Source organism: Bradyrhizobium tropiciagri, from assembly GCF_018130545.1.
Taxonomy (GTDB): Bacteria; Pseudomonadota; Alphaproteobacteria; order Rhizobiales; family Xanthobacteraceae; genus Bradyrhizobium; species Bradyrhizobium tropiciagri_A.
This window is the reverse complement of record NZ_JAFCKF010000002.1, coordinates 520,166-540,713: the sequence shown is the minus strand read 5'-3', so window position 1 is coordinate 540,713 and position 20,548 is coordinate 520,166. Positions and strand designations below refer to the sequence as shown.

Below are 20,548 nucleotides of genomic sequence, written 5' to 3'. Positions count from 1 at the left end.
CGATCGAACATGATGGACCATGAAAAGGTAAACATCCTTCTGGTCGATGACCAGCCGGCCAAGCTGCTGGCCTATGAGGTCATCCTGAAGGAGCTCGGCGAGACGCTCGTCGCGGCGTCGTCGGGCCGCGATGCGCTCGAGTTCCTGCTCAAGAACGAAGTCGCGGTGATCCTGGTCGACGTCTGCATGCCTGAGCTCGACGGCTTCGAGCTCGCGGCGATGATCCGCGAGCATCCGCGCTTCCAGAAGACCGCGATGATCTTCATCTCGGCAATTCAGGTCAGCGATATCGACCGGCTGCGCGGTTACGAGATGGGCGCGGTCGATTACGTCCCGGTGCCTGTTGTGCCCGAGGTGCTGCGGGCCAAGATCCGCGTGTTCGCCGAGCTCTACCGGAAGACACGGCAGCTCGAACGCCTCAACGCCGAGCTCGAGGACCGCGTCCGTGCGCGCACCGCCGAGCTCGAACAGTCGACCACCCGGTTGGTCGAAAGCGAGGCGCGTCGCAGCATGGCGATTGCCGCGGGTAAAATGGGTTCGTGGGACTGGGACTGGGTCAACGGCGACTGGATGTGGGACGAGGGCCAATACAAGATCTTCGGCGTCGATCCCAAGACCTTCGCGCTGACATCGGACAACATCCAGGGGCTGTTTCATCCCGAGGATGTCGAAGAGCTGCGGCAAGCCTGGGCCGGGTTCGGCAACGGGCAGACCTCCTATGAAGCGGAATTCCGCGTCATGCGACCGGATGGCGAGGTGCGCTGGTGCGTCGGCACGGCGGCGGCGACCAGCGACCGGAACGGCAGGGTGGTGCGGGTAAGCGGCGTGACCGTCGACATCACCGATCGCAAGAAGGCCGAGGAACGGCAGAGCCTGTTGACCCGCGAGGTCGACCATCGTGCCAAGAACGCGCTCGCGCTGGCGCAATCGATCGTGCGGCTGACGCGCGCGCAGAACGTCACCGCCTATGTGCGGGCGGTCGAGGGCCGCATCACGGCGCTGGCGCGGGTTCACACCGTGCTGTCGCTCTCGAGCTGGCAGGGGGCTGAGATCCGACGGCTGGTGACCGAGGAGATCGCGCCTTATTCCGAGGCCGGGCAGATCCAGATCGCGGGCGCCGAGGTACAGTTGCAGCCCGCGACCGCGCAGACATTGGCGCTGGCGCTGCACGAGCTCGTCACCAACTCCGCCAAATACGGCAGCCTGTCGGTGCTGCCAGGCCGGCTCGCGATCACCTGGGAAGTGCAGGACGACACGCTGATCCTGGCCTGGGTGGAGTCCGGCGGGCCGCCGGTGACCAAGCCGAAACAGAAGGGCTTTGGCACACGGAGCGTGATCGCCAGCATCGAGACCCAGCTCGGCGGACGGGCCGATTTCGATTGGCACGTCGAGGGCCTGGTGTGCCGGCTGACAGTTCCCCTCAAGGTGCTTGTTGGAGATACTCCGGCTTTCCGCGACCCCTCGACCGCCGGACGCAAGCCCATGGTCAGTTCCAGGGCCGTTTAGCAGGAACCGAGCGTCCGGCGCTGCGGTTAACGAGGGCTGATCGCTCCCGTTCGTAGCCTGAGGTGCTGCCGTGGATGCCCAAACCCGAGAGCGCGGGCCGTCCGTTGAGGAACCGCGGCAGCCTGAACACGCTCCAGAGCAAAAGGCGCGGCCGGACCGCGTATCGTCCGCGCAGCCGGACACCGACCGCAAGCCGTCGATGCGCGACCGGCTGCGCGAACACTGGATTCTTGCCACAGCCGGCGCCTGTCTGCTCCTGCTCGCGCTCGTTGGTGGCGGCGCCTACTGGCTCAACATCCGGCACTATGAATCGACCGATGACGCGTTCGTCGCTGCGCGCAGCTTTGCCGTCGCGGCAAAAGTCGGCGGCTATGTCGTCGAGGTCCCCGTTACCGACAACCAGCACGTCAATGCCGGCGATCTCCTCGCGCGGATCGATGAGCGCGACTACAAGATATCAGTCGATCAGGCCAGCGCGCAGGTCGCGGTCGCCGAGGCCAACATCGCCAACGTCCAGGCGCAGATCGACAGCCAGCAGGAGCAGATCAAGGAAGCCAAAGCGCAGGCGCAACAGGCCGACGCGCAACTGAAGTTTGCCGAGCAAGAGGCCGCCCGCGCCCAAGATCTCGTCGAGAAGGGGGCAGGCACGGTGCAGCGCCAGCAGCAGACACGCTCCGACCTCGACGCTCAACAGGCCAATGCGAGCCGTGCGAGGACGGCAGTGACCGCGGCCGAGCTCGGCGTCAAGACGCTCGACGCGCAACTCAAGAGCAGCAAGGCATCGCTGGAGCAAGCGCAGACGCAGCTCGATCAAGCCAAGCTGAACCTGCAATACACCCGCATCACTGCGGCGCAGTCCGGGCGCATCGTCAAGCTGAGCGGCGCGGTCGGCACTTTTGTCGCGCCGGCACAGAGCGTCATGATGCTCGTGCCTGATGAGGTCTGGATCACCGCCAACTACAAGGAAACGCAACTCACCGACATGCGCCCGGGCCAGCCGGTCGAGATCAGGATCGATGCTTATCCGGGACGCAAGCTCACCGGTCACGTGGCTTCGGTTCAGCCGGGCTCGGGCACCGCGTTCAGCCTGCTGCCGGCCGAGAACGCGACCGGGAATTTCGTCAAGGTGGTGCAGCGCGTTCCCGTGAAGATCGTGGTCGACAACTGGCCTGACGATGTGCCGGTCGGGCCGGGCATGTCGGTCGTGCCCTGGACCAGGGTGCGATGAGCGATGTCGCCGCAGGCGGCGGCGCGGCCTGGTCGCCGGAGCGCTCGGCTGCCGGCGGACACAATCCCTATCTGATTGCCTTCGTCGTCTCGATCGCGACGTTCATGGAGGTGCTGGACACCACGATCGCCAACGTCGCCTTGCGCCACATTGCAGGCGGGCTCGCCGTCGGCATCGACGAGAGCACCTATGTCATCACCAGCTATCTCGTCGCCAACGCCATCGTGCTGTCGATCTCCGGCTGGCTGTCGACCGTGATCGGCCGCAAGCGGTTCTACATGATCTGCGTTGCCACGTTTGCCTTCGCCTCGCTGCTGTGCGGTTTGGCCTGGAGCCTGGAGGCGCTGGTTCTGTTCCGGATCATCCAGGGCCTCGGCGGGGGCGGGATGGCGACCAGCGAGCAGGCGATCCTCGCCGACTCGTTTCCGCCGGCCAAGCGCGGCCAGGCCTTTGCGATTTACGGCGTCGCGGTGGTGGTGGCTCCCGTGATCGGACCGACGCTCGGCGGCTGGATCACCGACACCTATACCTGGCACTGGATCTTCCTGATCAATGTGCCGATGGGCCTGATCTCGCTGTTCCTGGTCGGGACCTTGGTCAAGGAGCCGTCCGGCGCCGAGGAGGAGCGCAAGGAATTGCTCAAGGGCGGCCTGCGCGTCGACTATATCGGCTTCGTGCTGGTCGCGATCGGGCTCGGCTCGCTTGAATTCGTGCTGGACGAAGGTCAGCGCAAGGACTGGTTCGGGTCCGACATGATCACGGGCTTCGCATTGGCGTCGGCGGTTTGCCTGATCGCGCTGATCCCCTGGGAGCTGACGCGCAAGGATCCGATCGTCGACCTGCGCCTGCTCGGACGGCGTCAGTTCGGATCATGCTTCCTGGTGATGCTGTGCACCGGTGCGGTGCTGATCTCGTCGACGCAGCTGATACCGCAATTCTTGCAGACCGAGCTGAATTATACCGCGCTTCTTGCCGGGCTTGCGTTGTCGCCCGGCGGCATCGTCACGCTCATCCTGATGCCGGTGGTTGGCAGCCTCATCAGCCGCGTGCAGCCGAAATATCTGATCGCACTCGGCGGCTGCATTGTCGCGTTCTCGATGTGGCATCTGACCGGGCTGAACGGCGACATCACCTATGGCTATGCGGCGCTGGCGCGCATCTTCCTCTCCGCGGGGCTTCCGTTCCTGTTTCTGCCGGTCACGACCGCGTCCTATGACGGCGTTCCGCCGGACAAGACCAACCAGGCCTCGGCTCTGATCAATGTCGCCCGCAATATCGGAGGTTCGATCGGCGTCGCGCTGGCCCAGACGGCGCTGGCGCAACGCCAGCAATTCCACCAGAGCCGGCTGATCGAGCACGCCGCGCCGTCCGACCTCGCGTACCAGCAGACCATTGACACGATGACGCGCTATTTCCAGGCGCAGGGGTCGAATGCATCGGATGCCGCGGCTCAGGCGATCGCCTGGGTGGGCCAGACCTTGCAGCGGCAGGTCGATCTCCTTGCTTACATCGACGTGTTCTGGATGCTTTCGATCATCGGCCTCGTGATGATCCCGCTCGCCTTGATCATCAAGCCGGTCGATCTCACGGCATCGCGCAAAGGACATTGAGGGACACGAAAGCAGACGACATTGTGAATGCGGACAGCGGTCGAACCGCGCTATGAATTGCGTGGCTGATTGGATTTCACGCGAGGAGCATATGCATAAAGCAAAACTTGCCGGCGCTGGTCTGTCGGTCCTCATCCTCGCAGCGATCGGTATCACCCGGGCAGGCGCCGAGCCGGTGCTCAAGGGCGCGGAGGCGTTCGGCGACTGGCAGCGCGACAAGCCCGGCACGGTGCGCCTGATCACACCGCAGGACTTGCCCAGACCGGGTGCTACGGCCTCCAGCAGCAATTCGTCGCGCGTGATGCAGAGGCCTGCCTCCGCGGTGCCGCAGGTGCCGGCGGGGTTCAAGATCGAGCTGTTTGCGAGCGGGTTGAGCGGCCCGCGCATCATCCGGACCGCACCCAATGGCGATATCTTCGTTGCGGAAACCGGCCCCGGCCGCATCCGCGTCTTGCGCAGCGAGAGTGGCGCCAGCAAGCCTGCTACCAATGAAGTCTACGCCACCGGATTGAACCGGCCGTTCGGCGTCGCGTTCTTCCCGAGCGGCGATAATCCGCAATGGCTCTATGTCGCCAACACCGACAGCGTCGTGCGCTTTGCCTATCGCAACGGCGATCTCAAGGCGCAGGGAAAGCCCGAGACGGTCGTCGCCAATCTGCCGCATGGTTATGGCCACTCCACGCGTGACATCGTGTTCACGCCTGACGGCAAGCGGATGCTGGTGTCGGTCGGCTCCGCCGGCAACGCAGGCGAGGGGCTTGGCCAGCCGCCTGGCGGCATCGAGGCCTGGAGCCGCGACCACGCGCTTGGTGCAGCGTGGGGAGCCGAGACCGACCGCGCCGCGGTGCTCGCCTTCGATCCCGACGGCAAGAACCAGAAGCTGTTCGCCACCGGGATCCGCAACTGCGTGGGGCTCGCGATCCAGCCCGGTAGCGGCACGCCCTGGTGCTCGACCAACGAGCGCGACGGCCGCGGTGACAACCTCGTGCCTGACTATGTGACGCGGATCCGCGAGGGCGCGTTCTATGGCTGGCCCTGGTACTATATCGGCGCCAACGAGGACCCGGCCCATGCCGGCGCGCGTCCCGATCTGAAGGACAAGGTCACTGTCCCCGATGTGCTGTTGCAGGCGCACTCCGCCTCGCTTGGCCTGACCTTCTACACCGGCGGCAACTTTCCGTCCGAGTATCGCGGCGATGCCTTTGCCGCCGAACATGGTTCGTGGAATCGATCCAAGCGCACCGGCTACAAGGTCATTCGCATTAGACTGAAGGACGGCGTGCCGACCGGCGAGTATGAGGACTTCGTCACCGGCTTTGTCATCGGCGACAATGAGGTCTGGGGCCGCCCGGTCGGCGTGACCGTGGCGCGCGACGGCGCACTCTTGGTCTCCGAAGATGGCAACGGCACGATCTGGCGCGTCAGCCACGACTAAAGCGCGATGAGATCAGGCTGAAGCGTCATCGCGCTTTAGATTCTTGTTTAAGCATGATCTTTTCGGAAAACCGCTTCGCACTTTTCCGGATCATGCTCTAGCCGTTCGATCGGCTGCCGCTATCCCAGTCCGTCCTTGAGGCCGTATTCCTCGTAGATCGTGAGCGGGTCGGTATCCGGAGACAACCGGCACTTGGCCTGCGCCAGATGCAGCGTGACGGCGCCGGCCTCGCATCTCGCGGTCAGGATTTTCCGGACATCCTCCATATGCGCGCGCGGCTGATGCCTTGACGGCAGCTGTTCAAGCGCAACCAGCGCCGTGGCCAAGGCCTCCGTGACCACCCACTCGTCGTGTCCGGTTATTCCCTTTCGCGGCATCGCCACATCCTCCGTCATACCGGCTGCGACATTGTAGCGCGAGAAGGGTGGGGGCTGTCATCAGCCAACATGGGCAGGGTCGCAGGAAACTGCCGCGATGCGCCGCAGGGAACCAGCATGGCAACGCGCGCAGGCTATGATTAGAACGGCGGTCACGTGCCTTCATCCCAATCAGCCAGCCAGATGTTCGAACCCTATCTCTCGGCCTGGAGCCTCGTGCCCGACGGCGATCCGATCGTAACCCATGCTGCACGGTTGCTGCCGGTGCGGCGGCACGGTGAGCCGGCCATGCTCAAGCTCTCGCACGAACCGGACGAACGCCTCGGCGCCCTGGTGATGCAATGGTGGGATGGAGATGGTGCGGCGCGCGTCCTTGCCCGTGACGGCGAGGCGCTGTTGCTCGAACGGGCGATGGGTTCGGCCTCCCTTAGCGAAATGGCGCGAACCGGCCGCGATGACGAGGCCTGTAGAATTCTCTGCGCAACCGCCGAGCGGCTTCATGCCCCGCGCGGGAAACCACAGCCGGACCTGACGGCACTCACGTCCTGGTTTCGCGAGCTATGGCCCGCAGCGAGGACGCATGGCGGCATCCTGAACCGATCGGCCGAGATCGCTGAAGCGCTACTCGGCGATCAGCGCGAGATCGTGGTGCTGCATGGCGACCTGCACCATGACAATGTGCTGGACTTCGGCGCGCGGGGCTGGCTCGCGATCGATCCGAAGCATCTCGTCGGCGAGCGCGGCTTCGACTTCGCCAACATCTTCACCAATCCGGATCTTGCCGATCCGGCGCGGCCGCTCGCAACCGAGCCCGGACGGTTTGCACGGCGTCTCGACGTTGTCGTGGAAGCAGCGCGGCTCGATCGCCGACGCCTGCTGTCATGGATCGTCGCCTGGACCGGCCTGTCGGCGGCATGGTTTCTCGGCGACGGTGACCCGCTCGCCGAAATCGACCTGAAGATTGCAAGGCTTGCCGCAGCCGAGCTCGACCGGATGGCGTAGGGCGCGCAGCGGCTATGCCGCCGCGGCGCTCGCTCCACTCAGCGACACGCTCAGGATTCGCCACTTCGATATGTCGAAGAAGTAGGCGGCCTTGATGCGCGCGGAGGCGGGATCCGGCGCTTGAATCGCCGTGTGGAATTGCCGCGTGCCATCGCTCAGCGAAATCCGGAATGTCTGCATTGGTCGAACCTCCACGCGCCGATGCTGCGGCAAGGAGGGTTAAGATCCGGTTGCTGTCGGCGACGCGCGAACGTTGCGTCGCTTGTTATGCGGTCGCGTTTGAGCGCAACGCCGGCGGCAGCTGCACCATCGTGTCTTCGGCGCCAACGACGCGTCCGTCCTGGGCGCGCAACTCGAGCCGCCGCACCGGCAGCCCGTTCTTCTTGTCGACCAGCAGCACATGCGCCTCGTCGGGGTCGAAGAAGAAATCCTCGCCCCATTGCCGGAGCGCGACCAGGAGAGGGAAGAGCCCGCGTCCTTTCTCGGTCAGCACATATTCCTGATACGGGCTGCCGTCGGCCGCGGGCACCGTCTCCATGATGCCGTGCGCGAGAAGATTGCGCAGCCGGGCCGAGAGGATGTTCTTGGCAAGCCCGAGGCTCTTCTGAAATTCGCCGAACCGGCGCAGCCCATCGAACGCATCGCGGACGATCAGAAGCGACCACCAGTCGCCAATCGCATCCAGCGGCCGGGCCACGCCGCACAAGGACTCGCTGTGGCTCACTCTCTTGGCCATCGTGCTTCGCCTGACGTTTCCTGGTGTCGCGGGTCGATCGGCCCGGCGTCACAGCCGCGTCCTATCGTCAGCCCGATATATCGGTTGCAAATTAAAACCTCAAGCGATACACGGTGGTTTCAAGTTAAAACCTCATGAGGTTCGCCATGATCCAAGCCGACGCCACGTTCGACGGCAGCTTTCCGTTCGCGCCGCATTTCAGCGCGGCTCCGGGCTTCCAGATGCACTATCTCGACGAAGGCCCGCGGGACGGCGAGGTGGTGCTGTGCCTGCACGGCGAGCCGACCTGGGGCTATCTGTTCCGCCACCTGGTGCCGGTGCTGAGCGCAACCCACCGTGTGGTCGTTCCGGATCACATGGGGTTCGGCAAGAGCGCGACGCCGGCGCAGCGCAGCTATTGGCTGCAGGACCATGTCGACAATCTCGAAGCGCTGGTCCTCGCGCTCGACCTCACCGGCATCACCCTCGTCATGCATGATTTCGGTGGCCCCGTCGGCATGGGGTTCGCCGCGCGCCATCCGGATCGGATCCGGCGCATCATCTCGGCCAACGGGCCGACGCCGTTCGGGCAGCGCGACCTGTTCGAGCGTGTCGTCGCAAACGCCGAGGTCTCGCCCTGGTTTCAATGGATCGCCAGAGCCGAGGCGAATGGTGAGCTCGAGCCGGTGCTTGGACAGCTCGGCTTCAACATCCTGAGCACGCTGAAACTCAACGGCTTCGAGAACAACGCCGTCATCACCGACGCCTGGCTCGCGGCCTACGGCGCGCCCTTCGCGCGTCCAGCCGATTGTCTCGGCGCGATCGGGTGGGCCAAGGGCTTTGCCACCGGTGCACACACATTCGCGGCGCCCGATCCCGCTGCCGACCGTTTGATCCGCAGCAAGCCCGCGCTCGCGATCTGGGGCGAGGCGGACCGCACGCTGCGCGCCGAGCATTTCCTGCCGCTGTTTTCCGCGATCTTCCCGGCGGCCCCGGTCAGGCGTCTTGCCGGTGTCGGGCACTACTGCTTCGAGGATGCCCCGCAGGAGCTCTCCGGCCTGATCGCGGAGTTCGTCCGGCAGACGTGAGACGTGTCCGATCGAAGGCGCATCACATGGTGCATTCCGCCGAGATCGCTGCCTCGAGCGCCGGCACCCAGGCCTTGTACGCGGCAGCGGTGAAGTGAATGCCGTCTGACATCTTCGCGCCGGACGGCAGATGCGGGTCAATGAAGCGAATGTTGCGCGCGACTGCGGCCACTTCGATCGCCTGATTGGTCGCGCCGTCGGCCGCGACGGCAATCGCCACCAACGGTCGCGTCGACAGCGGCTTGACGGTATCGATGAGGTCGGCGAAGTCGCGTTGCGCCGTTGGCGATCCGGCATCGTTCGCGCCGACTGCGAGGACGAGCAGGAACGCGCCCTGGTCCTCCAGCAGACGCGGGGCAAGCTGCTTTGCATCCCGGATGGTCTGACCGCCAACGCCGGCATTGATCACCGGACGTCCGCAAAGCTGCCGCGGCAACGGAGCCATTTCAGTGATGCTGTCGCCAAGCACCACGATCGGTGCTGTCGCACCGGTGAGCGCGGCCCGGATCATGAATTCGCGCACCGCGGCATGATCGTGAAAGCGATGTTGGGACACCTCACCAAAGCGAGTGCGCATCCGCTGCAGTTCAGTGAAGGAAGCGACAAAGCCAACCAGAAAAATGATGGCCAAAACCCAGGGAAGCGCGCGACGCATTGCGTCTCGGACGTAGCATCGCGGCGAAAGCCCAAGCAATGTTTGGAAACAACCGCAACGTTCACGTTTCGCGGAACGCGCTTCCAAAGAGGTTGCCGGATACAGCAGCGCGCAGCCCGTTACCGTTTGGTGCGGCCATCCATTTGATGTTGGGTGATCGCGTTGGCAGCGGCTCTGCGCCCATAGGAGTCGTGCGCAGAGACTGGCGGAAGGGGTGGGATTCGAACCCACGGTACCCTTGCGGGCACGCCGGTTTTCAAGACCGGTGCCTTAAACCACTCGGCCACCCTTCCGGATCGATCTGATCAGGCCCTTACCGTAGGGCGGCGCCGAACGCAACGCGAACTTGGCAAGAACACTGGTGTCGGATAGGTCGTTTGCTCGGTTCACCGGCAGCCAACAGACTGAATTTGAACATGAAGCGTGTCCTTTTCCTTTGCACCGGCAACTACTACCGAAGCCGATATGCAGAGGAGCTGTTCAACCACCTTGCAATGACCGAAAACCTGCCGTGGCGCGCATTCTCCAGGGGCGCGGCCGAACGGGGTTCGCCCGACAATGTCGGGCCAATGTCAGTCTTCGCCGATGACCGCCTCCGCGCGGAGGGCATCGTTCCGGAAGGCGCAACGCGCTATCCGCAGCCCTGTTCGTTGGCCGATTTCGACGGTGTCGACCTCGTGATCGCGCTCAAGGAGGCGGAGCACCGTCCGCTGATCGAGCGCCGGTTCCCTGAAGTCGCCGACAGGGTGACGTATTGGCACGTCGACGATATCGATGTTGCCCATCCCGTGGTCGCGCTGGCGATGCTCGACGATCTCGTCCGCGAGTTGGTGTCGTCCCTCGGATGATCACGTGCGATTCAGGAAGATCGCCAGCGCATACTCCGCAGGGCGCGCGAGCAAGCCGCTGATCCGTTCGAGGTCGTCGATGGCGACGATCTCGAGGCGGCCTTCGGTCACGGTCAGCTGGTCGACAGGCACGTCGCGGGCGAGGAACACCTCGCCGTGCAAGGTACCGCCTGGGGTTACATGATCCGGTCCGGAATACCGGCCGATCAGCTCGAACCGCTCAGGCGGCAGATAGTAGCCAATCTCCTCGTGGATCTCGCGAACGACGCATTCCAGGAAGCTCTCGGCACCTTCGCGCCGGCCACCAAACAGGCTGATCTTTCCGCGGTCGGAAACGTGGGGGAGGTCGTCACGCCGCTGCAGGAGCAGCCGGCCATCCGTGCTGATGAGGAGCGCGGACGTTCCCTCTCTTACCGGGCCGGTCATCCGTCAGTCGTCTCCCTGCGAACGTGCAGCGTGCACGATGCGTGAGGCCGGGAGAAGACAGCGCATCCGCCATGCCGACGCGATCTCGGGCAAGACAGGTCGCAGATCGCCGGGCTTATGCCGGACCGGTATTATGGGGATTTCGGGATTGGCGCCGACCACCGGTCGGCGAGGGATGCCTGTCGTCGCGCGAGCGCGGATCGCGCCCAGAGCATCGCGCGTTCAGCCGAATGCGAACGCCAGCAGGCTGGAGCACAGCAGCACGAGGCTTGCTGCGGTCAGGGTTAGGAACCCGTCGGAGACCAAATCGTGATTACGCATGATACACCTGCTTTCAACCGATGCTCATCCGAATTGATTAAAGCTTTCCGAACTTCACTCCTGGAAAGAGGTGACGCGTCCTTCCGCCTTTCAACGGACCGTCAGGCCCGGTACCGATAGCCTTCCACGGCATGCGCCAAGAAGATCGCCGCACTCACCAGGCCCATCACCGCTGTAACCGTCTCGATCATCGCAAACTTCCTTTGCGCCCCACGCGGAGGAGAAAACGATTGCAGCCTTGCACAGTCAAAAAGATTCAATTGTTGGAATCCAAGATGCCCCCCGACTGATGATTTGCTGCAACAGTGTGTCTGATCGCGGGACAGGCGAGGGCGTTTTGCAGGGAATGCGGTCCGTAGAACGACGGAGGAGGCGCAACAGACCATTCACCAAGACGCCACCGCCGGACGGCTCTCCCCATTTCCGCCGTGTTCCGGTTGCGATATCTTCACCATCCGGTGCGGAGGTGGGCCGCACAGTGACAGAATCGTTCCCAGCGCTTCGAAGTAGGTGCGGGGCCGGCAGAATGGTACTTGGGGCAGATGGGGACTAGACGGCCAGATTCGATGATCCGGACGGCGCGCAGCGCCGCTGCGGTGGCGACGTGCCTCGTCCTCGCCAATTGCGCCAACACAAACCTCGCCAGCCGGGTCGATCCCAAATACGGCGTGTCGTCGAGCCCGCGGGTCGTGGCGCTGGGCGATCCCGTGCCGAAGGGCGGCGGCACCTATCGCGTCGGCAAGCCCTATGTCGTGGCCGGCCGCACCTATGTGCCGGAGGAAAACGAGAACTACCGCGCCGAGGGCATGGCGTCCTGGTACGGCGATGATTTCCACGGCCGCCTGACCGCCAATGGCGAGGTGTTCGACATGGGCTCGCTCACGGCCGCCCATCCGACATTGCCGATGCCGAGCTACGCGCGGGTCACCAATCTCAGCAACGGCCGGTCGCTGATCGTCCGCGTCAATGACCGCGGCCCGTATCACGGCAATCGCCTCATCGACGTCTCGAACAAAGCCGCCGAACTGCTTGATTTCAAAGGCAATGGCGTCGCCCGCGTCCGCGTCGAATATGTCGGCCGGGCCCCACTCGAAGGCTCCGACGACCGCCAGCTGATGGCGACGTTGCGCACCGGCACGCCGGCGCCGTCACCGTCGATGGTCCGTGTCGCCTCGGCACGTCCATTCTTGCCCGAAATGTCGTCCTCGTCGGGCCGGGTCCGCGGCGATGTCCCGCTGCCCGAAGGGCGGCCGTACAGCCTCGGCAACACCCAGGCCGACTACGCTTCGGCCAACGCGACGTCCGAAATGTCGGCCTCGAGCCGGTCGCACCGCCGCGTCGCGAACAATCAGCGCGAAGTCTCCTACGAAGGCGACCCGCGCTATGCGGCAACCCCGAGCCCGGCAGCCGCCTATGTGCCGATCGACGCGCGTGGCCCCGCCGAAGTGCTGAGCGGGCGCGGGCTCTACTGAATCAAATACTTCCTCTGATCACTTCAGAAACGCGATCAGCGCCGCGTTGACCTCGTCGGGGCGTTCCTGCTGGATCCAGTGGCCGGCGCCCTCGATGATCAGCTTCTGCTTGAGGTTCGGCAGCACGCGCTCCATGTCCGCGACCCGCTTGGCGCCGATCAGCCCGGTGATGACCGAATCGTTCGAGCCGGCGATGAACAACGACGGCTGATGGATCTGCGCGTCCTGCCAGGGCGCGGTCAGCTCCCAGTTGCGGTCGAGATTGCGGTACCAGTTCAGGCCGCCGCGGAAGCCGGACTGCCGGTAGCCCTCGGCGAATTCGGCGATGTCGGCCTCGGTGATCCAAGCCGGCAGCGGCATCCCGGTCGGCAGCTTGCCGAGGAAGCCCTTGGCTTCGTCGACGAACATCGAGCTCGGGTCGGAGACGCCGCGCCCGAGCACCAACCGCATGGTGTGGGCGATGTCGCGCTCGAACTCGGCCTCGGCCACGCCTGGCGGCTGGAAGTACTGCCAATAGAAATTGGTGATGCCGCTTTCGCGCAGGGTTTCCAGCGGACGGCCGCGGCCGCGGAACGGCGGGGGCACGCTAAGGCCGGCAACTTTGGTGAAGACATCAGGACGGAACAAAGCCGCGTGCCAGGCGACGGGCGCGCCCCAATCGTGGCCGACGATGACAGCCTGCTTCTCGCCGAGTGCAGCGACAAGTGCGACCATGTCGCCGACGGTGTCGAAGATCGTGTAGGCGCCGACGTCAGCCGGTGCGCCGGTCCGGCCGAAGCCGCGCATGTCGGGGGCCGCGACCCGAAAGCCTGCCGCGGCGAGCGCTGCGATCTGGTGCCGCCACGAATAGGACAGTTCCGGCCAGCCGTGACAGAGCACGACCAAGGGGCCTTCGCCTACCTCGCGCACGAACATGTCGATGCCGTTGGCGGAAATGGTGCGGGAGGATGACATTCGCGTTTCCGCCTTGTTTGCCGGTTCTGCTGTCGCTAGCTGGTTCCGAAGATACGGACGTTCATTGCCGCCGGCAATCCAGCCGGTCGTGCACAAGCGCTGAAACCTCAGTTGTTTGCGGTACTTCCAGCTGTTAGAACGCAGTCTTTCAGGACATCGCCGATGCCAGCCCCAACCGCAGTTCCCCGCACGTTATCAGCTCGCGCCGGGCGGTACTGGCGCGGCCTGGTCGCGGCTGCGGTCGCGCTGGCGATCGGCTGCGGCGGCGTGGTCTACGCCGCCAACAACAGCGTCCAGGGCGCCAAGAAGGAAGAGGGCGGGTTCGACGGCGATGCGCCGACCGCGATCCTGGTCGAGGCTTCCTCGGGCAGCGTGCTGTTCGAGAAGAACGCCGACGAGCTGCGGGCGCCGTCCAGCATGATGAAGCTGATGACCGCCGAGGTGGTGTTCGACGCCATCAAGAAGGGCGACATCAAGCTGACGGACGAGTACCGGATCAGCGAGAACGCCTGGCGGCGGGGCGGCGCGCCATCCGGCACCTCGACGATGTTCGCGGCGATCAACAGCAAGGTCTCGGTCGACGACCTCCTGCATGGCGCGATCATCCCGAGCGGCAACGATGCCTGCATCGCGCTCGCCGAAGGCATTGCCGGCAACGAGCATACGTTCGCGACCGACTTCATGACCAAGCGCGCCCGCGAGCTCGGCATGACCAAGTCGACGTTCGGCAATTCCAACGGGCTGCCCGATCCCGCCAACAAGATGACGGTGCGGGAACTCGCGGTGCTGGCGCGGCACATCATCCTGACCTACCCGGAACGGTACAAGCTGTTCGGCGAGAAGGAATTCACCTGGAACAAGATCCGCCAGCAGAACCGCAATCCGCTGCTGAATGCCTTGCCGGGCGCCGACGGGTTGAAGACCGGCTACACCAAGGAGGGCGGCTACGGCATGGTCGGCTCGGCGGTGCAGAACGACACGCGGCTGATCGTGGTGGTCAACGGCCTCGAGGATTCCGAAGATCGCGCCACCGAAGCCAAGAAGATGCTGGAATGGGGGTTCCGCAGCTTCGAGACCCGGGTCCTGATCGCGGCCAATCAGCCGGTCGGCTACGCCCGGGTGTTCGGCGGCGAGAGCCGCTCGGTCAAGCTCGTGAGCCCCGATCCGATCAAGGTGATGGTGTCGAAGAACGGCAACGACAAGCTGCTCGCGCGCGTCATCTATAATGGCCCGGTCAAGGCGCCGATCACGGCCGGCCAGAAGATCGGCGTGGTGCGCGTCTGGCGCGGCGCCAATGTCGCGGTGGAGACGCCGGTCTACGCTGCGGACGCAGTCGGCACCGGATCGACGATGCGCCGTGCGCTGGACGGTGCCCAGGAGCTGGTGATCGGAATGTTCCGCGCAGGCGTCGAGAAGCTCTGACATGGCGGAAGCAGCACTCCAACGGCCGAGCTTGCGCGGTCGCTTCATCACCTTTGAGGGCGGCGAGGGGTCCGGGAAATCGACCCAGATCCGCAAGCTCGCCGAGCGGCTCGATACCGCCAAGCTGCGCGCGATCGTGACCCGCGAGCCCGGCGGCTCGCCCGGCGCGGAGATCATCCGTCACCTCGTGCTGTCAGGGATGGGCAAGCTGCTGGGGCCCGAGGCCGAGACGCTGCTGTTCGCCGCCGCGCGCGACGACCATGTCCGCACCGTGATCCTGCCGGCGCTGAACCAGGGCATCTGGGTGCTGTGCGATCGCTTCTTCGATTCCACCCGCGCCTATCAGGGCCAGCTCGGGCAGGTGTCGGCCGGCCTCGTCAATGCCATGCAGCGCGTCACCATCGGCGATCTCAAGCCCGATCTGACCTTCATCCTCGACGTGCCGGTCGAGATTGGTTTGCAACGCGCCGCCGCGCGCCGCGGCAACGCGACCGCCGATCGCTTCGAGGCCGAGGGCATCAAGTTCCATCAGGATTTGCGCGACGCGTACCGCCGGATCGCGGCCGAAGACCCGGAGCGCTGCATCCTGATCGACGCCACCCCCGATCCGGACACGGTCACGGCCAGCATATGGGCCGCGCTGCGCGAGCATCTGCGTGCAACACTCACGGCGGACAGTCCGGCATGAGCGCGCGCAAGGTCGAACAGGAGAGCCCGGCTCGCCATCCGCGCGAAACGTCCGATCTGTTCGGGCACCGCGAGGCGGAGAGCACCTTGCTCGATGCCTATCGCAGCGGGCGGATTCCGCACGCCTGGCTGATCGGCGGCGCGCAGGGCATCGGCAAGGCGACGCTGGCCTACCGCATGGCGCGCTTCGCGCTGGCGTTCCGCAATCCGAAATCGTCCCAGGTCCAAGCGGCGCCGACGCTGCGGGTCGATCCCACAGATCCGGTGGCGCGGCAGATCACGGCGGGCGCCCATGGCGGGCTCCTGGTGCTGGAGCGCGGCCTCAACGACCGCGGCGTGATGCGCACCGTGATCACGGTCGACGAGACGCGGGAGACGATCTCGTTCTTCGGCTCGACCGCCGCGGTCGACGGCTGGCGCGTCTGCATCGTCGACACCGTCGATGAGCTCAATCCCAACGCTGCGAATGCGCTGTTGAAAATCCTCGAGGAGCCGCCGCAGCAGTCGCTGTTCCTGCTGGTCAGTCACGCACCGTCGCGGGTGCTGCCGACCATCCTGTCCCGCTGCCGCAAATTGCTGCTGCGACCACTGGAGACCGATGATGTCGTGCGCGCAGCCGCTGCCGCAGCCGATATCGACGCTGAGGATCCCGCGCTGCTGGAAGCCGCGGCAGCCTCAGAGGGCAGCGTCGGGCGGGCACTCTCGCTGCTCGGCGGCGACGCGTTGAAGCTGCAGCAGCGCACGGCCGCGCTGCTGGCGACGTTGCCGAGCGTCGATCCGCGCGAGCTGCACGCGCTGGGCGACGCGCTCGGCACCAGCGACCGCGTCGCGCTCGCCGCCTTCATCGACAGCATCGACCGCTGGATGAGCGAGCGCATGCGCACCGGCGACGTCAATGCCAATCTGCCGCGCCTTGCACGGCTGGCGGAGGTATGGGAAAAGATCGTCCGCGCCGCGCGCGATACCGAAGCCTACAATCTGGAGCGCAAGCCGCTGGTTTTCTCGGTGTTTTCGATGCTCGCGGACGCGACCCGATAGACACATCGTCTCACAACACGTCGGTCTGAAAACATCTGTCTGACGACACTCCCGACAATCTCGTTTCGATCTGCAAAGGATTCCGTGGTGGCGCCCGCTAAGAAGAAATCGTCGAAGAAGTCCAAGAAGACGAAGAAGGCATCGCCCGCTCGCGCGACCCGGAAAACCGCGGCGAAGTCACGCGCGGCCAAGAAGGGTGGGCGCGTCACCAAGACGGCGAAGAAGGCCGCCAAGGCCAAGACGGGAGTCAAGAAGTCGGCAGCGAAGAAGGCTGCCAAAAAGACCGTGAAGAAGGCTGCGAAAAAGACGGCCAAGAAGACGGTCAAGAAAGCTGCCGCCAAGGCCACCAAGGCCGCGCCGAAGCAGGCAGCCGCAGCGACCGTCGCACCGGTTGCGAAGAAGCCCGCTCCGCCGAAGGCTCCGGCTGCCGAGAAGGCGCCGAGACCGGCAGCGGTTCGCGCGCCGAAGCCGCCCAAGGCCGCAAAGCCCGCCTCGGCGGCTTCCGCATCCGCTTCGGCTCTCCCCGCAGATCGCGGCAACGCCTACTACATCACGACCGCGATCGCCTATCCGAACGGCCAGCCGCATATCGGTCACGCCTATGAGGCGATCGCGACCGATGCGCTGGCGCGCTTCCAGCGGCTCGACGGCAAGGATGTGTTCTTCCTGACCGGCACCGACGAGCACGGCCAGAAGATGATCCAGACCGCGCAGGGCGAGGGGATGACGCCGCACGATCTCGCGACCCGCAACGCCGCGCGATTCAAGGAGATGGACGAGCGGCTCAATGTCTCGTTCGACCGCTTCATCCGCACATCTGAACCTGCTCACCACAAGTCGGTACAGGAAATCTGGCGCCGCATGCAGGACAATGGCGATATCTACATCGACGCCTATGCCGGCTGGTACTCGGTGCGCGACGAGGCCTATTACGCCGAGGATGAGACCACGGTCGGCGAGGACAATGTCCGTCGCGGCCCGCAGGGCACGCCGGTCGAATGGGTCGAGGAGAAGAGCTATTTCTTCAAGCTCTCGGCCTACCAGGACAGGCTGTTGCAGCTCTATGAGAGCCAGCCCGATTTCATCGGCCCGGACTCGCGCCGCAACGAGGTGATGAGCTTCGTGCGCGGCGGGCTGAAGGATCTCTCGATCTCACGTACTACCTTCGACTGGGGCGTCAAGGTTCCCAACGACCCCGAGCATGTGATGTATGTCTGGGTCGACGCGCTGACCAACTACATCACCGGCGTCGGCTATCCCGACGAGAGCGACAAGCATTGGCGCTACTGGCCGGCCGACGTGCACATCATCGGCAAGGACATCATCCGATTCCACGCGGTGTACTGGCCGGCCTTCCTGATGTCGGCCGGCATCCCGTTGCAGAGGCGGGTCTATGCGCACGGCTTCCTGTTCAACAGGGGCGAGAAGATGTCGAAGTCGGTCGGCAATGTGGTCGATCCCTTCAATCTGGCCAACCAGTACGGCGTCGACCAGGTGCGCTACTTCTTCCTGCGCGAGGTGCCGTTCGGCCAGGACGGCAACTACAACCACGAAGCCATCGTCGCGCGTATCAATGCCGATCTTGCCAATGATTTCGGCAACCTGGCGCAGCGCTCGCTGTCGATGATCGCCAAGCAGCTCGGCGGCGTGCTGCCGGAGCCCGGCGAATTCAGCGACAACGACAAGGCGATCCTGGCGCAGGCCGACGCCATGCTGGAGACGTCGCGGACCGCGATGGCCACGCAGCAGATCCATCAATGGCTCAATACGGTCTGGGCCGTGGTCGCCGAGGCCAATCGCTATTTTGCCGGCGAGGCGCCGTGGGCGCTGGCCAAGACCGATCCGGCTCGCCAGAAGACGGTGCTCTACGTTACCGCCGAAGTCGTGCGCCAGATCGCGATCATGGCGCAGGCCGTGATGCCGGAGTCCTGCGCGAAGATGCTCGACAGCCTCGGCATCCCGGCGGATGCGCGCGGCTTCACGGCGATCGCGGAGCGGATCAAGCCGGGCACGGCGCTGCCGGCGCCGGTCGGCGTGTTCCCGCGCTACGTGGAACCGAAGACCGAATGAGCGGTTCGAAATTCATGCTGGTCGACAGTCACTGCCATCTGGATTTTCCTGACTTCGCCGATGATCTCGACGGGATCGTCGGACGCGCCGAAGCGGCCGGCATCGGCCGCATGGTCACGATCTCGACCCGGGTGAAGCGGCTCGGCGGCTTGCTTGCGATCACGGAGCGCTTTCCCGACGTCTACTGCTCGGTTGGCACCCATCCGCATCATGCCGACGAAGAGGACGGCATCCCGGCCAGCGAGCTGATCGAGCTGACCAGGCATCCGAAGGTCGTGGCACTCGGCGAGGCCGGGCTCGACTATTTCTATGAGCACGGTTCGCGCGAGGCGCAGGAGCGCGGCTTTCGCGCGCACATCGCGGCTGCCCGCGAAACCGGCTTGCCGCTCGTGATCCACACCAGGGAGGCCGACGAGGATTGCGGCCGCATCCTGGAGGACGAGGTCGCGAAGGGGCCGTTCAAGGCGGTGCTGCACTGCTACACCGGCGGGCGCGAGCTCGCGATGAAGGCGATCGCGCTTGGGCTCTCGATCTCGTTCACGGGCATCCTGACCTTCAAGAAGTCCGAAGCGCTGCGCGCACTGGCGGCGGAATTGCCCGCGGACCGCATCATGGTCGAGACCGACGCACCGTATCTGGCGCCCGGCAAATTCCGCGGCAAGCGCAACGAGCCGTCCTATGTCGTCGAGGTCGCCAAGGTGCTCGCCGAAACCCGCGGCGTCTCCCTGGAGGAGATCTCGCGGCAGACCACCGAAAACTTCTTCCGGCTGTTCTCCAAGGTGCCGGCGCCGAAGGTTGCTGCATGACGCTGACACTGACCATTCTGGGCTGCGGCTCGTCCGCCGGCGTGCCGCGCCCGGCGCTCGGCTGGGGCGCCTGCGATCCGAACAATCCCAAGAACCGTCGCCGCCGCTGTTCGATCATGGCCGAACGCACCATGGAGCACGGCACCACGCGGGTCGTGATCGATACCGCGCCTGACCTGCGCGAGCAGCTGATCGACGGCAATGTCGAGCATATCGACGCGGTGTTCCTGACCCATGAGCACGCCGACCAGACCCATGGCATCGACGATCTGCGCTCCGTGGTGCTGCACCAGCGCCGCCGCATCCCGGTCTACTTCAACCAGTCGACCGCCAAGGACATCATGGCGCGGTTCTCCTATTGCTTCATCTCGCCGGAGGGTAGCGACTATCCGCCGATCCTGACCCGGCATTCGATCGAGGCCGGCGAGAGCCACACGGTGCAGGGGAAGGGCGGTCCGCTGAAGCTCGAGGCCTTCCTGGTGCGGCATGGCAACATCCCCGCGCTCGGCTACCGCATCGGAGACGCCGCATACTCGCCCGATCTGCACGACATTCCCGAGGAGAGCTGGCCGGCGCTGCAAGGTCTCGATCTCTGGATCGTCGACGGCCTGCGTTACGCGCCCCATCCCAGCCATTTCAGCGTTGCCGATGCGCTATCGTGGATCGAGCGCTTCAAGCCGAAGCGCGCCGTGATCACCAACATGCATTCCGACCTCGACTACGAGGTGCTGCGGCAGAGCCTGCCGGCCGGCGTGATCCCGGCCTATGACGGCATGCGGCTGACGCTCGATCGGGCGGGCTGAACCTCACATCGTCTAGAGCTGGTCGGACCTCGCGCACCGCCGGGTGGGCGCGGTTCCGCTCGTGACAATCGCCCCGACCCTGCAG

The 20,548-nt window shown here is 65.1% G+C and carries 20 protein-coding genes and 1 tRNA gene; 14 read left to right on the top strand and 7 right to left on the bottom strand.

What is annotated here, in order from left to right; genetic code table 11:
- Nucleotides 1–12: 12 nt before the first annotated feature.
- The 4 genes from JQ616_RS09130 (at nt 13) to JQ616_RS09115 (ending at nt 5,779) form a co-directional block, all read left to right on the top strand.
- A complete protein-coding gene (locus JQ616_RS09130) occupies nt 13–1,506 on the top strand; it encodes a sensor histidine kinase (RefSeq protein ID WP_212014768.1) in 1,494 nt (497 codons plus the stop codon).
- A 70-nt stretch (nt 1,507–1,576) separates the two neighbouring features.
- On the top strand, nt 1,577–2,734 hold the full coding sequence (locus tag JQ616_RS09125) for an HlyD family secretion protein (protein WP_212013801.1): 1,158 nt from the start codon (nt 1,577–1,579) through the stop codon (nt 2,732–2,734).
- Nucleotides 2,731–4,344 (top strand): DHA2 family efflux MFS transporter permease subunit, encoded by a 1,614-nt coding sequence (locus tag JQ616_RS09120; protein ID WP_212013800.1) that lies wholly within the window; start codon nt 2,731–2,733, stop codon nt 4,342–4,344. The genes JQ616_RS09125 and JQ616_RS09120 overlap by 4 nt, the downstream gene beginning before the upstream one ends.
- A gap of 91 nt (nt 4,345–4,435) precedes the next feature.
- The gene (locus JQ616_RS09115) at nt 4,436–5,779 is read left to right on the top strand and encodes a PQQ-dependent sugar dehydrogenase (RefSeq protein WP_212013799.1); all 1,344 of its coding nucleotides are present in this window, start codon (nt 4,436–4,438) and stop codon (nt 5,777–5,779) included.
- 119 nt (nt 5,780–5,898) lie between these two features.
- Here the strand turns inward: JQ616_RS09115 and JQ616_RS09110 are convergent, their stop codons facing one another.
- Complete coding sequence (locus JQ616_RS09110; protein ID WP_212013797.1) at nt 5,899–6,156, bottom strand: hypothetical protein; 258 nt, start codon at nt 6,154–6,156, stop codon at nt 5,899–5,901.
- A gap of 183 nt (nt 6,157–6,339) precedes the next feature.
- Between JQ616_RS09110 and JQ616_RS09105 the strand changes: the two genes are divergently transcribed.
- Nucleotides 6,340–7,158 (top strand): aminoglycoside phosphotransferase family protein, encoded by an 819-nt coding sequence (locus tag JQ616_RS09105; protein WP_212014766.1) that lies wholly within the window; start codon nt 6,340–6,342, stop codon nt 7,156–7,158.
- 12 nt (nt 7,159–7,170) lie between these two features.
- Here the strand turns inward: JQ616_RS09105 and JQ616_RS09100 are convergent, their stop codons facing one another.
- Both JQ616_RS09100 and JQ616_RS09095 read right to left on the bottom strand, forming a co-directional pair.
- On the bottom strand, nt 7,171–7,338 hold the full coding sequence (locus JQ616_RS09100; RefSeq protein WP_016847764.1) for a hypothetical protein: 168 nt from the start codon (nt 7,336–7,338) through the stop codon (nt 7,171–7,173).
- Between the two features lie 85 nt (nt 7,339–7,423).
- The gene (locus JQ616_RS09095) at nt 7,424–7,894 is read right to left on the bottom strand and encodes a winged helix-turn-helix transcriptional regulator (protein ID WP_212013795.1); all 471 of its coding nucleotides are present in this window, start codon (nt 7,892–7,894) and stop codon (nt 7,424–7,426) included.
- A 146-nt stretch (nt 7,895–8,040) separates the two neighbouring features.
- Between JQ616_RS09095 and JQ616_RS09090 the strand changes: the two genes are divergently transcribed.
- Complete coding sequence (locus JQ616_RS09090; protein WP_212013793.1) at nt 8,041–8,961, top strand: alpha/beta fold hydrolase; 921 nt, start codon at nt 8,041–8,043, stop codon at nt 8,959–8,961.
- A gap of 22 nt (nt 8,962–8,983) precedes the next feature.
- Here JQ616_RS09090 and JQ616_RS09085 read toward each other — a convergent pair whose 3' ends face one another.
- The gene (locus JQ616_RS09085) at nt 8,984–9,616 is read right to left on the bottom strand and encodes an SGNH/GDSL hydrolase family protein (RefSeq protein ID WP_212013791.1); all 633 of its coding nucleotides are present in this window, start codon (nt 9,614–9,616) and stop codon (nt 8,984–8,986) included.
- Nucleotides 9,617–9,819: 203 nt separating this feature from the next.
- A tRNA-Ser gene (locus tag JQ616_RS09080) sits at nt 9,820–9,909 on the bottom strand.
- Between the two features lie 84 nt (nt 9,910–9,993).
- On the opposite strand from JQ616_RS09080, the gene JQ616_RS09075 reads away from it, so the two are divergent.
- Nucleotides 9,994–10,464, top strand: a complete 471-nt coding sequence (locus JQ616_RS09075; RefSeq protein ID WP_249136591.1) for a low molecular weight phosphatase family protein — start codon at nt 9,994–9,996, stop codon at nt 10,462–10,464.
- On the opposite strand, the gene JQ616_RS09070 is transcribed toward JQ616_RS09075, so the two are convergent.
- Complete coding sequence (locus tag JQ616_RS09070) at nt 10,465–10,890, bottom strand: NUDIX domain-containing protein (RefSeq protein ID WP_212013790.1); 426 nt, start codon at nt 10,888–10,890, stop codon at nt 10,465–10,467.
- Nucleotides 10,891–11,753: 863 nt separating this feature from the next.
- Between JQ616_RS09070 and JQ616_RS09065 the strand changes: the two genes are divergently transcribed.
- Nucleotides 11,754–12,683, top strand: coding sequence for a septal ring lytic transglycosylase RlpA family protein (locus tag JQ616_RS09065; protein WP_212013789.1), 930 nt, complete (start codon nt 11,754–11,756; stop codon nt 12,681–12,683).
- Between the two features lie 18 nt (nt 12,684–12,701).
- Here JQ616_RS09065 and JQ616_RS09060 read toward each other — a convergent pair whose 3' ends face one another.
- Entirely contained in the window at nt 12,702–13,637 is a 936-nt protein-coding gene (locus tag JQ616_RS09060) for an alpha/beta fold hydrolase (RefSeq protein WP_212013788.1), read from the bottom strand.
- A 162-nt stretch (nt 13,638–13,799) separates the two neighbouring features.
- Here JQ616_RS09060 and JQ616_RS09055 point away from each other — a divergent pair, with 162 nt between their 5' ends.
- From JQ616_RS09055 to JQ616_RS09030, 6 genes are all read left to right on the top strand, one after another.
- Nucleotides 13,800–15,059, top strand: coding sequence for a D-alanyl-D-alanine carboxypeptidase family protein (locus JQ616_RS09055; protein ID WP_212013787.1), 1,260 nt, complete (start codon nt 13,800–13,802; stop codon nt 15,057–15,059).
- A 1-nt stretch (nt 15,060) separates the two neighbouring features.
- Entirely contained in the window at nt 15,061–15,747 is a 687-nt protein-coding gene (gene tmk, locus JQ616_RS09050) for a dTMP kinase (RefSeq protein WP_212013786.1), read from the top strand.
- Entirely contained in the window at nt 15,744–16,784 is a 1,041-nt protein-coding gene (locus JQ616_RS09045; RefSeq protein ID WP_212013785.1) for a DNA polymerase III subunit delta', read from the top strand. The genes tmk and JQ616_RS09045 overlap by 4 nt, the downstream gene beginning before the upstream one ends.
- 87 nt (nt 16,785–16,871) lie before the next feature.
- Nucleotides 16,872–18,854, top strand: coding sequence for a methionine--tRNA ligase (gene metG / locus JQ616_RS09040; RefSeq protein WP_212013783.1), 1,983 nt, complete (start codon nt 16,872–16,874; stop codon nt 18,852–18,854).
- 14 nt (nt 18,855–18,868) lie between these two features.
- Entirely contained in the window at nt 18,869–19,660 is a 792-nt protein-coding gene (locus JQ616_RS09035; protein ID WP_212014762.1) for a TatD family hydrolase, read from the top strand.
- Entirely contained in the window at nt 19,657–20,463 is an 807-nt protein-coding gene (locus JQ616_RS09030) for an MBL fold metallo-hydrolase (protein ID WP_212013781.1), read from the top strand. The genes JQ616_RS09035 and JQ616_RS09030 overlap by 4 nt, the downstream gene beginning before the upstream one ends.
- Nucleotides 20,464–20,548: the final 85 nt, after the last annotated feature.